General features: G+C 50.0%; 23 protein-coding genes. 16 read left to right on the forward strand and 7 right to left on the reverse strand.

The window, feature by feature from the left end; genetic code table 11:
- The first annotated feature begins 208 nt into the window (after positions 1-208).
- The gene (locus JJL52_RS00005; RefSeq protein WP_202050351.1) at positions 209-505 is read left to right on the forward strand and encodes a type II toxin-antitoxin system RelE/ParE family toxin; all 297 of its coding nucleotides are present in this window, start codon (positions 209-211) and stop codon (positions 503-505) included.
- 3 nt (positions 506-508) lie between these two features.
- Complete coding sequence (locus JJL52_RS00010; RefSeq protein ID WP_202050352.1) at positions 509-790, forward strand: addiction module antidote protein; 282 nt, start codon at positions 509-511, stop codon at positions 788-790.
- A gap of 102 nt (positions 791-892) precedes the next feature.
- On the opposite strand, the gene JJL52_RS00015 is transcribed toward JJL52_RS00010, so the two are convergent.
- Positions 893-1,627, reverse strand: a complete 735-nt coding sequence (locus JJL52_RS00015) for a lysozyme inhibitor LprI family protein (RefSeq protein WP_202050353.1) — start codon at positions 1,625-1,627, stop codon at positions 893-895.
- 136 nt (positions 1,628-1,763) lie between these two features.
- Between JJL52_RS00015 and JJL52_RS00020 the strand changes: the two genes are divergently transcribed.
- The 7 genes from JJL52_RS00020 (at position 1,764) to JJL52_RS00050 (ending at position 6,786) form a co-directional block, all read left to right on the forward strand.
- A complete protein-coding gene (locus JJL52_RS00020) occupies positions 1,764-1,985 on the forward strand; it encodes a helix-turn-helix transcriptional regulator (RefSeq protein ID WP_202050354.1) in 222 nt (73 codons plus the stop codon).
- The gene (locus tag JJL52_RS00025) at positions 1,982-2,266 is read left to right on the forward strand and encodes a Rha family transcriptional regulator (RefSeq protein WP_202050355.1); all 285 of its coding nucleotides are present in this window, start codon (positions 1,982-1,984) and stop codon (positions 2,264-2,266) included. The genes JJL52_RS00020 and JJL52_RS00025 overlap by 4 nt, the downstream gene beginning before the upstream one ends.
- Positions 2,238-2,633: a hypothetical protein gene (locus JJL52_RS00030; RefSeq protein ID WP_202050356.1), complete on the forward strand. Its 396-nt coding sequence runs from the start codon at positions 2,238-2,240 to the stop codon at positions 2,631-2,633. Before JJL52_RS00025 ends, JJL52_RS00030 begins: the two co-directional genes overlap by 29 nt.
- Positions 2,634-2,665: 32 nt before the next feature.
- The gene (locus JJL52_RS00035; RefSeq protein ID WP_202050357.1) at positions 2,666-4,255 is read left to right on the forward strand and encodes a defense against restriction DarA-related protein; all 1,590 of its coding nucleotides are present in this window, start codon (positions 2,666-2,668) and stop codon (positions 4,253-4,255) included.
- Between the two features lie 59 nt (positions 4,256-4,314).
- Positions 4,315-5,376, forward strand: coding sequence for a hypothetical protein (locus tag JJL52_RS00040; RefSeq protein ID WP_202050358.1), 1,062 nt, complete (start codon positions 4,315-4,317; stop codon positions 5,374-5,376).
- Positions 5,331-6,161 carry a hypothetical protein gene (locus JJL52_RS00045; protein ID WP_202050359.1) on the forward strand — a complete coding sequence of 277 codons (831 nt, stop codon included), beginning with the start codon at positions 5,331-5,333 and terminating at the stop codon, positions 6,159-6,161. The genes JJL52_RS00040 and JJL52_RS00045 overlap by 46 nt, the downstream gene beginning before the upstream one ends.
- 151 nt (positions 6,162-6,312) lie before the next feature.
- Positions 6,313-6,786 carry a hypothetical protein gene (locus JJL52_RS00050; RefSeq protein WP_202050360.1) on the forward strand — a complete coding sequence of 158 codons (474 nt, stop codon included), beginning with the start codon at positions 6,313-6,315 and terminating at the stop codon, positions 6,784-6,786.
- Positions 6,787-6,965: 179 nt separating this feature from the next.
- On the opposite strand, the gene JJL52_RS00055 is transcribed toward JJL52_RS00050, so the two are convergent.
- Genes JJL52_RS00055 through JJL52_RS00065 form a run of 3 tightly spaced genes read right to left on the reverse strand, consistent with a single transcriptional unit; the run spans position 6,966 to position 9,063 of the window.
- Positions 6,966-7,808, reverse strand: a complete 843-nt coding sequence (locus JJL52_RS00055; RefSeq protein WP_202050361.1) for a DUF3037 domain-containing protein — start codon at positions 7,806-7,808, stop codon at positions 6,966-6,968.
- Entirely contained in the window at positions 7,805-8,539 is a 735-nt protein-coding gene (locus tag JJL52_RS00060) for a HipA family kinase (RefSeq protein ID WP_202050362.1), read from the reverse strand. Before JJL52_RS00060 ends, JJL52_RS00055 begins: the two co-directional genes overlap by 4 nt.
- On the reverse strand, positions 8,536-9,063 hold the full coding sequence (locus JJL52_RS00065) for a hypothetical protein (RefSeq protein WP_202050363.1): 528 nt from the start codon (positions 9,061-9,063) through the stop codon (positions 8,536-8,538). Before JJL52_RS00065 ends, JJL52_RS00060 begins: the two co-directional genes overlap by 4 nt.
- 327 nt (positions 9,064-9,390) lie before the next feature.
- Here JJL52_RS00065 and JJL52_RS00070 point away from each other — a divergent pair, with 327 nt between their 5' ends.
- The 7 genes from JJL52_RS00070 (at position 9,391) to JJL52_RS00100 (ending at position 11,920) form a co-directional block, all read left to right on the forward strand.
- Complete coding sequence (locus JJL52_RS00070) at positions 9,391-10,248, forward strand: hypothetical protein (protein WP_202050364.1); 858 nt, start codon at positions 9,391-9,393, stop codon at positions 10,246-10,248.
- Positions 10,245-10,409, forward strand: coding sequence for a hypothetical protein (locus tag JJL52_RS00075; protein WP_202050365.1), 165 nt, complete (start codon positions 10,245-10,247; stop codon positions 10,407-10,409). The genes JJL52_RS00070 and JJL52_RS00075 overlap by 4 nt, the downstream gene beginning before the upstream one ends.
- A gap of 1 nt (position 10,410) precedes the next feature.
- The gene (locus tag JJL52_RS00080; protein ID WP_202050366.1) at positions 10,411-10,584 is read left to right on the forward strand and encodes a hypothetical protein; all 174 of its coding nucleotides are present in this window, start codon (positions 10,411-10,413) and stop codon (positions 10,582-10,584) included.
- Between the two features lie 6 nt (positions 10,585-10,590).
- On the forward strand, positions 10,591-10,875 hold the full coding sequence (locus JJL52_RS00085; protein ID WP_202050367.1) for a hypothetical protein: 285 nt from the start codon (positions 10,591-10,593) through the stop codon (positions 10,873-10,875).
- On the forward strand, positions 10,872-11,216 hold the full coding sequence (locus JJL52_RS00090; protein ID WP_202050368.1) for a hypothetical protein: 345 nt from the start codon (positions 10,872-10,874) through the stop codon (positions 11,214-11,216). The genes JJL52_RS00085 and JJL52_RS00090 overlap by 4 nt, the downstream gene beginning before the upstream one ends.
- 168 nt (positions 11,217-11,384) lie before the next feature.
- Positions 11,385-11,591, forward strand: a complete 207-nt coding sequence (locus tag JJL52_RS00095; RefSeq protein ID WP_202050369.1) for a helix-turn-helix transcriptional regulator — start codon at positions 11,385-11,387, stop codon at positions 11,589-11,591.
- Positions 11,588-11,920 carry a hypothetical protein gene (locus JJL52_RS00100; protein WP_202050370.1) on the forward strand — a complete coding sequence of 111 codons (333 nt, stop codon included), beginning with the start codon at positions 11,588-11,590 and terminating at the stop codon, positions 11,918-11,920. Before JJL52_RS00095 ends, JJL52_RS00100 begins: the two co-directional genes overlap by 4 nt.
- 1,017 nt (positions 11,921-12,937) lie before the next feature.
- Here the strand turns inward: JJL52_RS00100 and JJL52_RS00105 are convergent.
- The 3 genes from JJL52_RS00105 to JJL52_RS00115 all read right to left on the reverse strand — a co-directional run bounded on the left by JJL52_RS00105 (position 12,938) and on the right by JJL52_RS00115 (position 15,303).
- Positions 12,938-14,143 (reverse strand): hypothetical protein, encoded by a 1,206-nt coding sequence (locus JJL52_RS00105; protein WP_202050371.1) that lies wholly within the window; start codon positions 14,141-14,143, stop codon positions 12,938-12,940.
- A 68-nt stretch (positions 14,144-14,211) separates the two neighbouring features.
- Positions 14,212-14,730 carry an ImmA/IrrE family metallo-endopeptidase gene (locus JJL52_RS00110; protein WP_202050372.1) on the reverse strand — a complete coding sequence of 173 codons (519 nt, stop codon included), beginning with the start codon at positions 14,728-14,730 and terminating at the stop codon, positions 14,212-14,214.
- Between the two features lie 15 nt (positions 14,731-14,745).
- On the reverse strand, positions 14,746-15,303 hold the full coding sequence (locus JJL52_RS00115) for a Pycsar system effector family protein (protein WP_202050373.1): 558 nt from the start codon (positions 15,301-15,303) through the stop codon (positions 14,746-14,748).
- Positions 15,304-15,990 lie beyond the last annotated feature (687 nt).

Genomic DNA, 15,990 nt, shown 5'->3' on the forward strand with positions numbered 1-15,990 from the left:
GCTTTACCGAACTGGCGGTGCCGATGCTGCTGACCACGCTGTCGGCGATTGACCGCGCGGACTGGGAGGCATTCGGCCGGACTGGCCGGTAATCGGGTCGCCGACTGGCGCATATTGTGACCGGTGGGCTGAGTAGTTAGCGGTCCGAAGTTCCGGCCAAGTGTGAACTATAGTTGACAACTATTAAAGCAATATTTATACTTTCCCCATGATCGAAGTTATTCAAAGCGATACTTTCAAGAACTGGTTGTCATGTCTAAAAGATCAAAGAGCGCGGGCGCGTATTCAAATGAGAATTGACCGTCTAGCTTTAGGCAATCGTGGCGATGTCAAGCTGGTACGTGAAGGCATCAGTGAGATGCGTATCGATTACGGACCCGGCTACCGGGTTTATTTCATGCAGCGCGGGTCAATGGTAATCGTGCTGTTGGTGGGTGGCGACAAGCGTACGCAGACCGCCGATATTGAGCGAGCCATTGCCCTTGCAAAAGATTGGAGCGATTGAACGATGACCGAGAAATTTTCCCGTTACGATACGGCTGATTATTTGAAAACCGATGAAGACATGGCGTTGTATTTTGATGCTTGTCTGGAAGAAGGAGACCCTGCATTGATTGCCCATGCTCTTGGTGTTATCGCCCGCGCCAAAGGCATGACAAAGCTTTCCAAGGATACCGGGATTTCTCGTGAAGGCTTATATAAGGCCTTGTCTGGAGAAGGCAATCCGGAGTTTGCAACCATCATGAAGGTGACAAAGGCACTGGGTATCAAGCTGCATGCTGCACTATGACGCCAATCCCGTGCCACCCCATGTAGCTGCTGGGAAGCAACACAATAAACACTGTCAATCGAATCTGCTCATTTTATTTTGAAAAATAATTGTAAAAAAGTATTACCTTCCTAAAGCCCCAACATTGATCATGCTCGGGATGATGCGATTGCCGTTCTTTTTAAAATTATTACGGGCCATCTGTTTTTCTTCTTCGGGTATTTTTGCTTTAGCTAAATTTTCCTCCATCCGCTTTGTTGCGGCATCGCCTTGATAATTTGGCACAGGAACTCGCCCTTGTTTTTGAGCCCAGGCCGCTTCAATGAATGCCCCTGCCATGAGCATTGCCATACATCTTTCTGCATCGGTGGCATTGCCGATCGACTCCCAGCATTCATTTTCCGCCTTGAACATGGCGTAGGCGCCGTTGCCATAGGCTAAATATGGTGCATTCATGGCGTTTACCGCATCATCATAATCAACTTCCGTATTTGCTGAATTTATAGACAAATCAACTATTTTCTCCAATTCATTGGCTCTTGATTCGGTTATTCTGGAAAGGCATTGCATGTGCATGTCATAAGAATGAGCTGTAGCGTTATCATCGTCAGGTTTTGGGCAAGAAGCATCGCGTAACTCAATCCATTCCCTTTGTTGTTGTTTTAGCAGATTTTGATCAGCGCTAGACTTCATCGCGGATTTATATGCAATGTTTAAACGCTTATCTTGGCGGTCGTATTCCTCACCCGAGCATTCTGCCGGTGCTATTCCATCGCTGATACAGTTATCGTATTCGGAATCAGCAAAACTTGTAAAAGGCAATAAGCATATTGCCAAATTTAAAATTATTTTTTTCATAAAACATCTCCAGTCTTAAACGCCGGTGATTTTAACACCAATCCTATGCCGCGCTATGCGTGCAAACCCGGAAAACAACGGAAAAACGCACTTTTCACGGCTTTATAGTGACCTCTCCAAAAAATGAGAGGGCCTAATGAGACGAATTATCAAGCGCAAAGACGCCGCCGCAATGGTCGGCGTATCCATCAAAACCATCCCGCTACTCATCAAAGAAAACGGCTTTCCTAAGCCGGTGTCGGTCGGAAAGTCCAATGGATGGATCGATACCGAAATCCAGGAATGGATTGAAAAGAAAATTTCCGAACGGGATGCGGCGCTGGCCGGAGGTGCGTCATTGGTCGGAGGTGCAGCATGAGTACCACGGCAAAAACGCAATTGCGGTTGGTCGAGGTCCACGGCGAAAAGCTGACGACGACCAGTCTCGTCATTGCCGAACAATTCGGCCGATCCCATAAAAACGTACTCAGAAGTCTGGATAAATTAAAAGATCGGCTCAAGTTTGTGCCGATCTCTTATTCGGACAAATACGGCCGCGAACAAAAAATGTATCAGCTCGACGAGCGGTCGTTCCTGATTGCAATGCCGTTTATTGGTGGAAAAAAAATCCGTGGAAGGGCAAATTGCGCTGGTCGATGAGTTTATCAGGCTCAAGACAATCCTCAATGAGCCGGGACGTAAAGCGGAGCTTGCCGCCAAGCGCCATACCGGTTCCGAGATGACCGATATGCTCCGGTTTGTCCGCGAGACAAACGGTAAGGAAACCACAAAAAATCATTACCTGAACGAGCATCAGTTTTGCAATCGGGCGCTGACCGGAAAGTGGGAGGAGATCAACGAAGCCGAATTGGATGTTTATGACCTTCGTCTTCTATCCGCGATCCGCAAGCACAATACCTTGCTTATCACCCGGTATCTCAAACAGGCCGAGAGGAAAAAACTGCTGGACGCGTTTGTCGCCGACTACCGGGCAAAGCCCCCGCGGCTGAAGTTGGTAGGGGCTTAATCAGGCCATTTTTTAATCACGGAATCAAGCACATGAACCACTTTATCACCTGGGACAGCACCGCGCAGCCCCAACGCATCACCCTTCAACAAATCCTCTACCAGTGCCGGCGCGCCGACGGCGATAACGCACTGCTGCTCGATGCGGTCTGTATGGCCGACATCCTGGAAGAGGCCGATGAGATCCTGGTCTTCGACGCGCTGGTGTCGACCTATGCCGGGCTGGAACGCAAGATGCTGGCACTGCAGGCCGTGATGACCCGGGCCGGCGAGACGGTCAAGCCGATGGCTTTGCAGATCAGCGAACCGTTCAAACAGCAAGACGTGGCGCAGGTCGCGGCAATCTTCGAGCTCTCGGACGGGCAAACCGTCTCGATCTTCTTCCACAATCCGGACGTGACGCCGCAGAAGATGGCGCCCGGCGATGCGCTGGTCAGCTGGAAATGGCTGTTGAATAAGCGCGACGTCACGATCCTGGTGGCGCCGGAACGCGGGAAGGATTTGAATGTGCGCGAAGTGGCAACCCGGATCATGAAGCTGGCGGCCAAGAACAGTGCGGCCTTTCAGCGGGCCAACGCCAAGCGGGCCGAGAACCTGCAGGCAATCGAGTCGCTGAAAACCGAAATCGCGGCCCTCGAGCAGGAACTGGCCGACGCCCAGCATGAACTGGAAGTCGCCAAGCAGGCGTATGAGGACCGTTCGCTGAATCCTCACCCTCAGGAACAGGACGCCTACCATGCCCGTCTCGATGCCGCGCAGCAGCGCTTTATCGCGGTCAAACAGGCCCTGGCCGCGATGATGAACTGGAGCCAAGGTGCGGACGGCGTCTCAATGGTCAATCTGCGAACCGGGCATGCGGTTGTCTATCAGCCAACCGCGGCGAATGCGCTGCGCGAGGCGGTATGGACGCTGTACCAGCTGGCGGGCAAGGGGGATTGGAAGCCGATCAAGCCATTCATCGATAAATCCAGCGAGCAAGGCTATGCCGAAACCCCGGAGGCCTTCGCCAATGGTATCAATGCGGCAGCCAACGCCGAGCCTGAACCGAAAGTCGCGAAGCGTGAAGCCGAAGCCCGGCCGGCGAGTGCGCCAGAAACGCCGGTTACCGATCCGGTCGACGAGCAGATGAACCAGCGCTATCAGGCCGTCAAAGCCGAGCTGCAAAAGCTTGGATGGCAAATAAGCCCCGATGGCGTTTCGCTGCAAAGTCCGGACATCGGTTGGGCGCTGGTGCCGCGTAAAACCTCGCTGAGCAGTCGCTGGCGGATTTACCGACTCATGGCCAAGGGAACCTGGAAGTTCGTGAAAGAGCTGGCGGACAAAACGGATAAGAAAGGCTATGTCCAGACCCCGGCGCAATTTGCCAAGGCCTTACACCACGCCGCGCTCGATGCCGCGGTCAGCGCCGAACAGAAAGCGAAAAGCCCGGCCCGGTCCCGTTTTGCCGCCGAACTCGACGCGCTGAAAGCCGAAACCGATATAGTTGAGTTCGACCGCAAGCTGGACGAGATCGTCCTTAGAATCGAATTGGCCGGCTTAATGGACGAATTGGACGCCGAACTGAATGCCGCCGCGGATCAGCTCACGGCGTTGCTAGCCAAGGCCGAGAAGCGGGTCAAGTAGGCGCGGCCGGAAAACGCAAAAAGAAAAACGGGTCCACCGAAGCGGGCCCGTCAGTCTCAATGGGTGGAAATCCGGGACGTCCGTACAGCCTGTGCGCTGCACCCAAGCCTACCGGCCTTACCCCATCCAAGAACATCGGCGGAGGCACAAAGACTGCAACCAATCCAGACAGCACCAAGCGCGTATTGGCGAAAATTGAATCCGGAGAAATACAGGCGACGTTCGCTGGCAAGGTATTGGCATCGGCCCCTATGAATGCCGGCCTGAGTCCGGCTGAGAACGCGAAAAACCTTGATGATGCGGTGAATGCGATTGATCCTGATTTTACTTCAGCGGAAGAGGGTACTAAAGATGAGGCATGGAATGACCCTGATACATTTATTGCAGACCAGAGTGGTTCGACAGATTTTGGGGAAATAAATCAAGACATTGCTAATGTTATAAAAAGGCAACCTGGAAAAATAAGACTCCAAGTTGGCGAGCACCTTGGAAAGAATAAAGGTTATGGATTAATCCATATCAAAGAGGGACACCCAGAGATCACAAATCCAGCTGAATTCGTAAAGGACGTTGTATCCAATTTTTCAGAAATATGGAAAACAAAAAACAGTCGTTTGATATTGGTAAAGAGGGGAAAAGACAAATCAGGTTTGGTTTCTGTCGTTCAGCTTGTGCCTGATGATGAGGGAGATTTTTACAGTGTGGTAACTGCTTATAAAAGCAGAAATCCCGACGGAGAAACGCTTCTTTGGGATGCTACGCACTCACATCCCGCTGACTCTGGCATACAGCCTGCTTTGCAATCTGATCATCATGAAGCCAGCGATGATAGAAAGAGCGCCGAGCAGAAAGAAGACATAAGCAATATAATGATTCCATCAGAAAAGTCAAGTGAAGACAATAATAATGTGTCTGTTGTTGATCCGGTTGATCTTCCCCAAGGCCCCGCCAGCAACGAACTGGACCTGAGCGAAGATGATATGTATGCGCGCGAAGATTACCTTTCCGTATCTGAGAAGTTACCGACGGCCCGGATATTCGCCCGGATGATGGTCGTGATTCGCAGGTGGAAGCGATGCACTGGTATAGCGCGCCGTTTGAGTTCGACGGCGGCAAGTTGACGGCGCGGTTGAAGTGTAAAAAGTTCAAGGTACAAACCAAGTACCAAAAAGACAAAATGCACAGCATTTCGATGGATGATGCTAAAAGTCCCGTCAGCCAGGTTACCCTTGACGGGTTGTTCGACGACCTAGAAATTTTGGATGGGGTATGGTCAGGGCGCGATGGCAACCGGTTACCCCCCTCGGTCGGGAACGGCACTGATGCTATATCAAAAAGCGATGACGGTCAAGATGAGAATTTTTTGGAAAATCGGGAAACTGTACAAGCAGACCAAGAACTAATGAACAAGATTTTTGCCGGTTACGGTTATCATGGCGGCGTTGACATGCCGGCAGGGCTGAACAAAACGGCATTAAAGCTTTATCGGGCAATTGTAGAGCGCGACGTTGACGCGCTTGTTCCAATACTACGCGCCGAAAATAAGCTAAGTAGAAAGGCGTTCGAGTATCTTTTCGATGGTAAACTGAAGTTGCCAAGGACAATAAAGGGCGTGCTGCAAGTCGTAGAGGATTTTTTCGGTAAGATTAACGAGAAGATGGAGTCGGAAGCCGTGCAAGAAACAGAAACCGTTACGCCAGAACCAAAAGAAGATGAATCTACAACTCAAGACGAACCCGTACCGGTCCCGAAAATAGTGACCCTGCTGCTACATCGGAGGCCGGCGCACAAGCCGAGATTGTTAGCGGGCGGTCAAGAGCCACCCGTACCTGCCTCTTCGCAATCAATGTACCTTATACCGGATGAATGTCAACCGATAGCCGGCCCCGCGCCGGTTTTTTTGTGACTTGATTCAACGGTAAGCATCGGCCGAAGCGGGGGAAAATAATCTGATGTTTCACGCTGTTTTTTACACAGCCTGGTCGCTTCCGATTGTTGATGAACCTTATTAAAAATGGCGGAATCTCAGAGTTACATGAATGGGTGAAAGGAGGCTGTTGATGGAAGCGCAAAATGATCTGAAAAACGCCCTGATTTCCGGAACCATTGTCGGGATTGCCACGGCGATAACCGGTGCGTTATGTGCGGTGGTCGGCCAGAGAAATCCCATCACACCAATGAATGCCGTCAGCCATATCGTCTGGGGTCAAAGCGCGCTCTGGCAGGATAAACTCAGTCTTAAGTATTCCGGTACGGGCGCGTTGCTGCATTATTTTTCGTCAGTCTGGTGGGCTTACATTTACGAGCACTGGTTTGGAAAAGAAGCGGAGAAGCGAGGCGTTGCGAAAGGACTGCAAAACGGCGCGGCCGTCTCCGCTATCGCTTATGTCACGGATTATCACTTGATTCCCAAAAGGCTCAGTCCGGGCATCGAAACCCGTCTTCCCAAGTATTCGCTTTGGGTAATTTTTGGCACAATCGCATTAACGCTGCCTTTGCGAGGATTGATCAAGAAATATCAACACAAATAAAGAAGCTCAGCATCGAGCAAAATCGGATCCTGGCCGGATCGCCAACGCCGGCAGAGAAAAGCGAAGCCGAGCGGATCAAGCGGGAGGCCTTGAGCAAGTTGGGAATTGCACAGGTGGTAGAGCCTGATAGGCAGGAATAATCGGCAAAAGTATCAGGGTTTATCTTAACCTGAGATGCTTTAGGAATTAGCGGCTGCAAAAGCCAAAATATTATCTTTTTCAGCATACGGAAGCACGGTCGCTCCGGCGTCTTGCAAACCCTCTACTATTTCCCGGTAGGCATTGCCTTTCGGGCCATCTTCTAGCGGACCTTGTACGGCGAACAAAACTTTGTCCGGCAATTTTTTTCGCTTGTGTAGCTGATTGATCCGCAATAGCCATTGGCCGCCGTGCTCAATGATCTTGGTAGCCTGGTTATGGCCGAGGTGCAGTGGCTTAATAGCCTTTACCGCATGTTCCTCGCGCTGTTCGACAAAGGGGAAGGTTACGTGGTACTCGTCATTGCCAAGTTCCGCGCGTTCGAAGCGTTCGGCAATACCGGCCGTGTAAAGCCATTTGCGCATACCCCGCTCCAGCACGGTTTCCTGGTATTCCCGAGTCACAAACGTGCGCTCCACATAATGGCCGTAAAGCTCGGCCAGCGTTTCCTTCAGGTCATCGGCTAAAATGGCCCGCGGCTCGCTGAATTTGATGATCGTTTCGCGTGGGCGGATGATCTCGGCGAACAATCCCTTGGCAAAATCGACGTCGTTGACTTTAAGCCGCTTATCAAAGCCATGCCGCCGCAAAACTCCAGTGGTGCGATCCAATTCATCATGCAAGTTGCGCATCGTCGAGCGAAAAACCTTCGCTTCAAGCTGTTCGAAAAAATGCGTGACACGCGCATGCCGTTGCGCCATCAATTTAAACGCAAAAAAGCGCTGCTCCGGGGCCATCATAACTATGCCCACATTGGCAAATTCGCCGGTTTCCACGAAGGGCATGAAGCGAACGATGGAATAAAGACAAGCAGTTTTTTTCATTTTAAACTCCAGAACGTGTCGGTCTGGTAGCGCAACAAACATTGGTGGGCAGACTGAATATCGAAGTCAGTCTGAACGGTCTGTTCGGCGTCCACGAACCACCATTCAGGTGGGATAGTATTGCAGATTGTTGCCCAGTCTGACAATGCGCTCAAAAAGCGGTCGACATAATGTTGCTGCTCCACCCAATCGCCGATCAAAGCGCTCCAATGCGAGCGGAAGACGTGCGATTCAACAAAACCCAGTGCCGAAAACCCTGAGTCGAAAGCTTGATTGTGGTCGATGACGACCAGCGCCTCATTGCCTGTGTCCCAGAATAAATTGGGATTGCCGGCGGATTCACCTAGGCTACGGTCGGCATTGCGCACCCACCAATCGAAGGCCAACACATCCCGTTGGATGTCTTCGGGCACCTGATCGATTAGCGATACCGATAACTCCACGACCGGCATTTTGCGTGAGCCGAAGGCCTTGCCGACGCCCAGTTCGTTCATATCGTCGCGCATTGCAACCGCAAGCAGTGCTTCGGGAACATCGACAATTTCAAAAGGCGCGATCGGCAATCCCAGCCGCAGGCCAAGCTGGCCGCCAATCCACTCGCAAATCAGGCTGCGCCGGCCAGCACCCCGGCCTTTGACAAAATACACCTGATCGTCTTCAGCGCGGCAAATGAAAGGTTGGGTAACCCCTTGCTGCGCGCGGCCCATGATCTCCACGATTTCCAGGCTCATTGGTTTATTGGATATTTATCGTTGGATTTCGCCTCCATAAGCCAATCCGGGGAGACGGTATCGACCACCGGCAAAGCGTCGGAATTTATCTCGCCAATCAGTTGGCCGGAAAAAGCGCGTTGCAGAATGGCCTGGCGCAGGCGCTCGGCTCGCTTGAGGTTGGCGGCGGCGTATTCGGCAATTTGTTCTTCAACGCTAATGAATTTGCGGCCGTGCTGTTCAGCTTTGGCTTCAATCACATCGCCCGGTTTGTCGCCGACAAACAGAATGTAATTGGCGGGACCACTGTCGGTTTGGTATTCCCGAACGGTCTGACCTTCGCCAATGTGGAAGTTAATCTGGTTTTTGTTCTGAATGACCCAACCCGACTGCAATAACAGCTTGTCGATTTGGTCGCGGGCTATTTGTTCGGGGTTTTGGTTCAGGGTCATGGCAGTCCGTTGTTTGTTTTCGAGCTTGATAAGCACAGAGCTATTGTAGCCAATCGTTGAAAAATGGGTCAACAGCCGCCCATTAACGGGCATATTACCTCAAAATGCTTAAATTTTCCCTTCATCCCGCTTGACAACGGCTCGCCGACGGCGTTACTCTGTTACCGCGGTCCACATTGACCGCCGGGATTAGCAGCCCGCTTTAACCACAAAGATGCCGGCGCATCTGATGCGCTATTTTTTTGCCTATCGATTTGACGGTACGGGAACCCTGTATCGTTTTGCATGATGGTGGGCTGGCTTGGGCCGCCTTCGGGCGGGCCGCTTCTTTGTGGGCGGTACTGCTAACCTGAGTCAGTCCACCGCCCAAATAAATTAGCAGTTATGCGGTGGTCTCTTCATCACACAAAGGAGACTCTCATGTCCGAAAACACCCGCGATACCCTTTCGCCCAGCGCCCAAGTTACCGCTGATCCCTTCCTAACTGATTCCGCTTACCGGCACGAGGCCAGACAAGCCCTCAACGCTTATCTCGAGGCCTGCTTCGACGCGCTGCAACAGGCCGGCGTTACGCCGCCCGAATGGCCTACCCTCGACGATCAAACCGTGTCCGGCCTGGCCGCTCAGATGCTCTGGCTTAACCGGTGGATCATCGACTTTGATCCGTCCACGATGAAGCCGCAGTTATCGCCCGCGCCCCTCAGTGCGTTCATTCTGACCAAGGACCAAATCCAAAAGAATATCGAGGAGATCCTGCCCGGTTACCGGCTGATCGAGCAGCCGCTGTATGAGCAACTGACCGCGAAACCCAAAAACCACATTTTGCAGGTCGATTTCTCGCACCGGATTTCGTACCATGCGCATGGCGGTACCCTCGAAAACGAACTGATCGAGACGTTGAGCACCCTCCGGCGCGACCTGACCGGGTTATTCGGGACGTTGCGCCATCTGCTGAAAACGTCGGAAGCCGACAAGCTCTACCACAGCGTGACGGACGGCATCCTCCAGGAGCTGGAGCTTTTCGACATCCTGTTAGACGTGGACCATACTCAGCCGCTCACCGCGGAAAGGATCGATCAGTTAAATACGTCGTTCGAAGACTTGTTTTCGATGCACTGGATGCTGCTGGAGCAACTGATCGATAGCGACAAGAATCAATTCGGATCGGGCTTGGTCGAGATCGCCGACAAGAAGTTAAGCGACATCCGGGCCTTGCTCGATGCCTACAGCCAACAAACTCAATCCGAAGAGGCGGTCGACGAAGCAGGCGCCGCATGAGTCCCGAAACCCCACGGCCGGCACCGACCCGGTTCGCGTGGTGGAAGGGATGGAAGGGCGACAAGCTGCTGCAGTGGCTGACCCAGACCGCCGAAGAGGCGATGGGACTCGATTACGAGCTGAGCCAGCTTCGGGCACCGAACTTAAAACAGGAGCGGTGAAATGAACGCAAAACCTCGAAAACCGGCACAACCCCGGTTCGATCTTTTCAAGGTCGTGGACGGCGTCAAAACGCTGGTTTGCCGCGACCTCAACAGCGACCAAGCCTTGGCGCTGCTTCCCGAGCTGCAAGGCCTGTTCGTGATTAAATTCAACGGCTTCAACAAATTAAGGTGAAATCCAATGAGCAACCCAAACAATGTTACTCCCGCAAACCCCTTCTCGCACCGTTTCGACACGACGAAGGCCCACGATCCCCAGCATGTCCAGACGGCTTTCCACCTGATCGCCAGCCATGCGCAGGGTGTTTTGAACTCGCTGTGCTTTCAGTTCGAAGGCGATGGCCGGATGAGCGATGAAACCATTCAAGGCAGCCTGGATGCCATTTCCTTCATGATCGACGATATGAAGGCTATCCTCAATGCCCACGTCGATGCGGCTAAGGCTGGCAAGGACGGTGCGCAATGAGTAGGGGAGCTATATCCACAGACAACGTCTTGCTCAATCTCTGGGAAGCGGCGGCCGACACGCTGACGCCCGAGCAGCTTCAATGGTTCGGCAGCCTGGACGATTTCGCTCAGATGGAAGCCCGGAATCTCAGCACCACGCTTTCCACTTTAGCGAATCTGGCCGGCAATGTCGATGAGGTCGACCGGCCCGGCCGTGAGGAATTCAGCAAAATCCTTTACAGCACGTCTTATCAGATCGAAACGATTGCCAGCCTGATCGATATCGCGTCCAATGCGAAGGATCGGCTGCGGGATCCTGAAGGTTATGAGGCGATCCGAAAGGCAAGATCGGAAGCGTGACCTGTCACGCAACACGCAAGCCCAGCCTCGTTGCCGGGCGCTTTCACAGAAACCGGCTGCCGTAGGGTGGCCGGTTTTTTTGTGCCTGCTCAATTTCGGAAAATCGCGCCAAACAGTCATTTTTTGAGCAATAACATAGTGACTCCAATTAACTTGCTGGAGTACGCAATGTCAGAGTTTTTGAAGTTAAAGGCGGTTTCCGCCGACATATCAATCGGTGGTTCAACGATCCGCAAGATGGTAGCAAAGGGGGAATTTCCCAAGCCGGTTACTATCGGCGGCTGTAATCGTTGGGTGGCCAGTGAGATCGCTGCATGGAAAGAGCAGCAGATTGCCGAACGCGACGCGGCCAATGGTCAGGGCGGTGCAGAATGAGCAACATAGCCCAACAAAACCCATTGATGGCCCCTGTTATATTCAACAGTCAGGTTTATTTCACTTCGCAGTATTTTCACAGAATGTATCATGCCAACAAGCCGGAAGGCGGGAAGTACTCTCAACTTCCGCACTTCAATCGGCTCATTCGCGGCATGGAGGCATATCAAAATTATGTTGATCGTGGCGACATTGTTGAGCTTGACTATAAGCTATTGAAAGTAAAAAGCGATCCAATTTTAGGATGGCTGAAACTGCTCTTTCAGGCATCCAGTTACCAGAATATCATGCTCATCCCGGAAAAAGTCTTTGTAGAATCAATCGGCTGAAATTTCAGCCATTGCAAGATCAAAGACTTACGGGCATAAAAAAGGCCGCTCTCTCAATTCAAAAAGAGAGCGGCCGCCTATGAAGGATCGTAATGCCCGGTTAGCGTAACCCGGACGCGGCCGGCAAAGGGCGTGATTTTCCTCGTTCGCTGCCGACGATGAGTCCCGCCGCTTTACCATTCTGGCGTCATGGCTTTACCATTCCAAAAAGCCTTTCAAATCAGTATGATCCAAATCTGGATCATCTTTAGGGTGCGGTTTCAATCCGTACTCTCGGCATCCGATCCTCATGCGTGCGGGAGTAATCCGATTTTCTGGCGCGTTCAATGTGACGCGCGACCGCTCTTCCCACGAGCGCGCGGGTGTAATAATGCTCCGGGAAAAGATGATGCTGAAATTCCAGCATCAAAAACTATCATCGGTCGCAGATTGAATAGACGGAATTCCGATTTCCATCCCCACCACCAGAAATGAAGGGTACGAAACGGATTCATATCCATGGCGGTGGCAGGGGGTAAGAACGGATCTGATCCCCCTCCATTCCAGTCATATCAGTCGCAGGGGTGGGTCTTAAGCCATTGAATGAATGGATAAAGCAAATTTGCTTTCAGTCCCTACGTGCGCGAATCGACAGATACCCGGCATTCCGGCTTTCTCGAGTTCATCCCCCTGTCGATGCGCACAGGAAACGACTTCACCCAAGTAACGCATCAGGCCGTCGGTTTTTCTGGACACGGGATCAGGCTTTAATGCTGCCTTCGGGAACGTTTTAATGAGTCAGGAGGGAGGACAACGAATCTTGCCTTGGCAGAGGTGCAGTTTTACAGGTGATTTTCTAGCGAGTCTTGGCTGGCTTTGTTTGCCTGTTGGCGTCTTTCGCTATCATCAATTGCGGCTCCTTGAACCGTGTTGGACAATGATAGGTATTACTCAGAAAACTTTTCTCATTTTTTAGGGGAAAACAAGAAAATTTTGCGGTTAAGCTGTTTATTTTAACTAGGGCGGATCGGTCTTTCCTTACCCCAGGTGGATTTTCGGCAGGATATCCAAAATCATACTTATCGAATTTTCGACCTCTTGGGTAGAAGTTTCCCCATCCATATTTTCTGTAACGGCAGAATTGGTTCTATCAGTACTATCACTGAGTTCGATATCGCTGGTTTCCTTATTTTGTTTGCGATCCTCTTCCGTTAAATAGTTGTTCAGTTGCCCCAGTAATTCGTCATGCCGCGGTGGAACGCCGTCAAAGCCTCCAAACTTGCAATCCTTGATAAAAGGGCGCATAACGAATCGATGTAGTGAGGACTTGAAATATTCATCACAAAAATCACGAACCATTTCATGTGTAACAGGATTAAGGCTTAAAAGTTTATCTTCGTGTTCATCCAATCGAGCAGTTGTACCCGCATCTAACCAAAAGCACGGATAGGCATTACCACCAGTCACTCCTTTCAAAGATACGCGTCCATCAAAATATATTTTTGGCTTACTAACTCTTCCTTGATATGTTGATTTTATATCGAGGGCAGCATATGCCACTAAGTATGCTAGATCTACGGAAATGATAAACTTCCGCGGTGTAGCTAGAGTCGCAATTCTAAATCCTGTATCGATAGAGGGGCCGATGTAATCGACAATTCCTTGTGGTTCGCCCCCATTATGTATCTTTTCATATAGATTAAATGCAGAGATAACGGGGTCATCATTGGTATCACTGCTATTTTCTAATTTATTACCGAAATTGTTTTCAAAGCAAACAAAGGCGTTATTTATTGGAAACCCGGCAATCCATGCAGAGCCTTTAATATCTAAAACAGCCTCGTCTTCTCGCTTTTGAAAATTCGCACGTTGTTCATGTATGGCTTCAATCCATGCCCGGATCAACGCAAGCGCTTCTCTTGGGTCTGTTAATCGTGCGCTATATAAAATTTCATCGCCTCGCCCCTTCCAGAATTTTGGCTCTGCTTTGACGACGGAAGACCAATTTTCCGGCAGATCTTGTTTAATTCGTGCCCATTTCCGATGAAAATCCGCAGAAAACTCGCGGAAGAAGCCTGATATAACATAAACCCAAGATTCTACAGGGGCTTTGCCGAGTAAGGAATTATCGCTAGCGCTTCCACTGCGCCGCGTAAGCTGTTTGAATGCTGTCGAACCAACAATATCGGCGCTTAGAAATAGGCGAAGCTCTGGCTCAAACCCTGTAAAATCGCTTTTAGCCATTGTTTGTAGCAGATTGTTTAGTTGCCATATTTCAACGGAAATTAACCGATTACTATGACTGATTGTCTTTAAGGAAGGCCAAGGTGCCGGGCCATTACTGCCGCTGCTTGTTGAGAAACTTGGAAGTTTTCGGACAGCAAGAGCAGGTCACCATTCACTGTATTATAGTAATCTCTGAACTCTTCCTCCGGCATTAAAAAGGATGCAGCAAACCAATTGGCTTCAGTTTCTGCCCTACTCTGCCCATATCGAGCCGCTCTCATAGGAGTTCGTTCTTTGGATAACAAATAATGAAGAAAGTAATGTCCTAATTCGTGGCAAATTGTAAAGCGATCCCGCAGTCGGCTGGTATGATTGGCTAATATGATTCTAAACTCAGTAGGGTTTTCTATAACTACTGAACCCGAATCAGACTCTTTCAGTTCCCATAAGTCATCATAAATAATGCAGCCACCGAGTGCTTGTACAATGGGTAATAAGTCGTCTCCCGGGTTGTAATTAAAATGCTTAATTACAGCTTTCGAAAATTTGTTGATTTCAGAACGCGGTAGGTAGCATGGTTCTGGTTCACGATATTGTTCCGACATTTAAAATCCCCTCTTTTAAGTTATTATTTTAATTCCTGCAATTAGGGATGCTAAGCTAAGAATTGTTCCGGCTGATATGAAAAACGCCGAATATCGTAAGGCAATAAATTTCTGTTTAACAATTTTGGACAAATCGTAAGAATGAGCGACGATCTGGGATCTAATTTCATCCTCATTCATACTGATAATCTTATTAACAAAATCGGTTTTATTGGAATGGCCATCTGCAATATCTACCCATGACACTACGTTCCCATTATGCCCTTTACCATATTTTGGCCATACACACCACATAGATGAAAGAATAGTAAGTCCCAAAAACAAAATTGCAAGTTCGCAAAAAGCCTGTCCCATGCTTAATTGGCAAATATGTATTTGAAACACATCGAAGGCATGTTGATTCGAGAGATAACCAATCTCCAGCGCACTACTGGCCAAGAAAAATGAAGCTTTTCTGTCAGCCAAACCGATCATCTCACGTATGTACCCATGCTGATTTGATATAAAATCTTTGGAAACGTTCGGCTTGCTCGCGTCATCAATAGGTTTTACGTTAGTCGATAAATCAGTCATTCTTTAAAGCCATATATATCAACGAAGTCAACAAGAATCGAAAAAAGCCTAATTGCCGGATCGGTGACATCAACCCTCTACAAATTATTTAGATTGGTTGGTAATAGAAGATCGGCTATGCGCTTTATAAAACCGGGCAATTCTACAGATAGTCTTACCAAATTTCTACAGATAGATCGCTTTTATAGGATAGGAAAATCCGAGGGCATTGCAAATTTTTGGGTAGTCTGATTTTTTGAACAGGATAATATCTGCACCATTTTCAATGTGTCCATGTAATCGACCCAAGCCTGCATCATCAGCCGGCGTTCGATCATGTTCAATATTACACCCGCTCTGAAACTCCAAGATGCTGCCGATTTGTCATGCTTCGCGTAATTTGCCACCGGAATGGTTACTCGGTGATACGCTCGATCTCGCCGACACTGATCGGATAACGAGCAAGACTCCACTTCAAAGAAGCCGAAAATATGAAAAAGTTGCGCGTTACATTCCCATGCCGGCGCAATGCGCAACTTTCCAGTATTTTAGCGCAACATCACGCGCAACGGATAGCGCAACATACCCCCTAAAAGCCGCGAAATATAAGGCTTTCATGCGCAACTCAGAGCGCAACCAATACGGAACCATATCCTTGATGCAAAAAAGTTGCGGTCGAAACTCGGGATTTGGCAGTCGGCCGAATTG

It is taken from the genome of Candidatus Methylomicrobium oryzae, assembly GCF_016745425.1.
GTDB classification, from domain to species: Bacteria; Pseudomonadota; Gammaproteobacteria; order Methylococcales; family Methylomonadaceae; genus Methylomicrobium; species Methylomicrobium oryzae.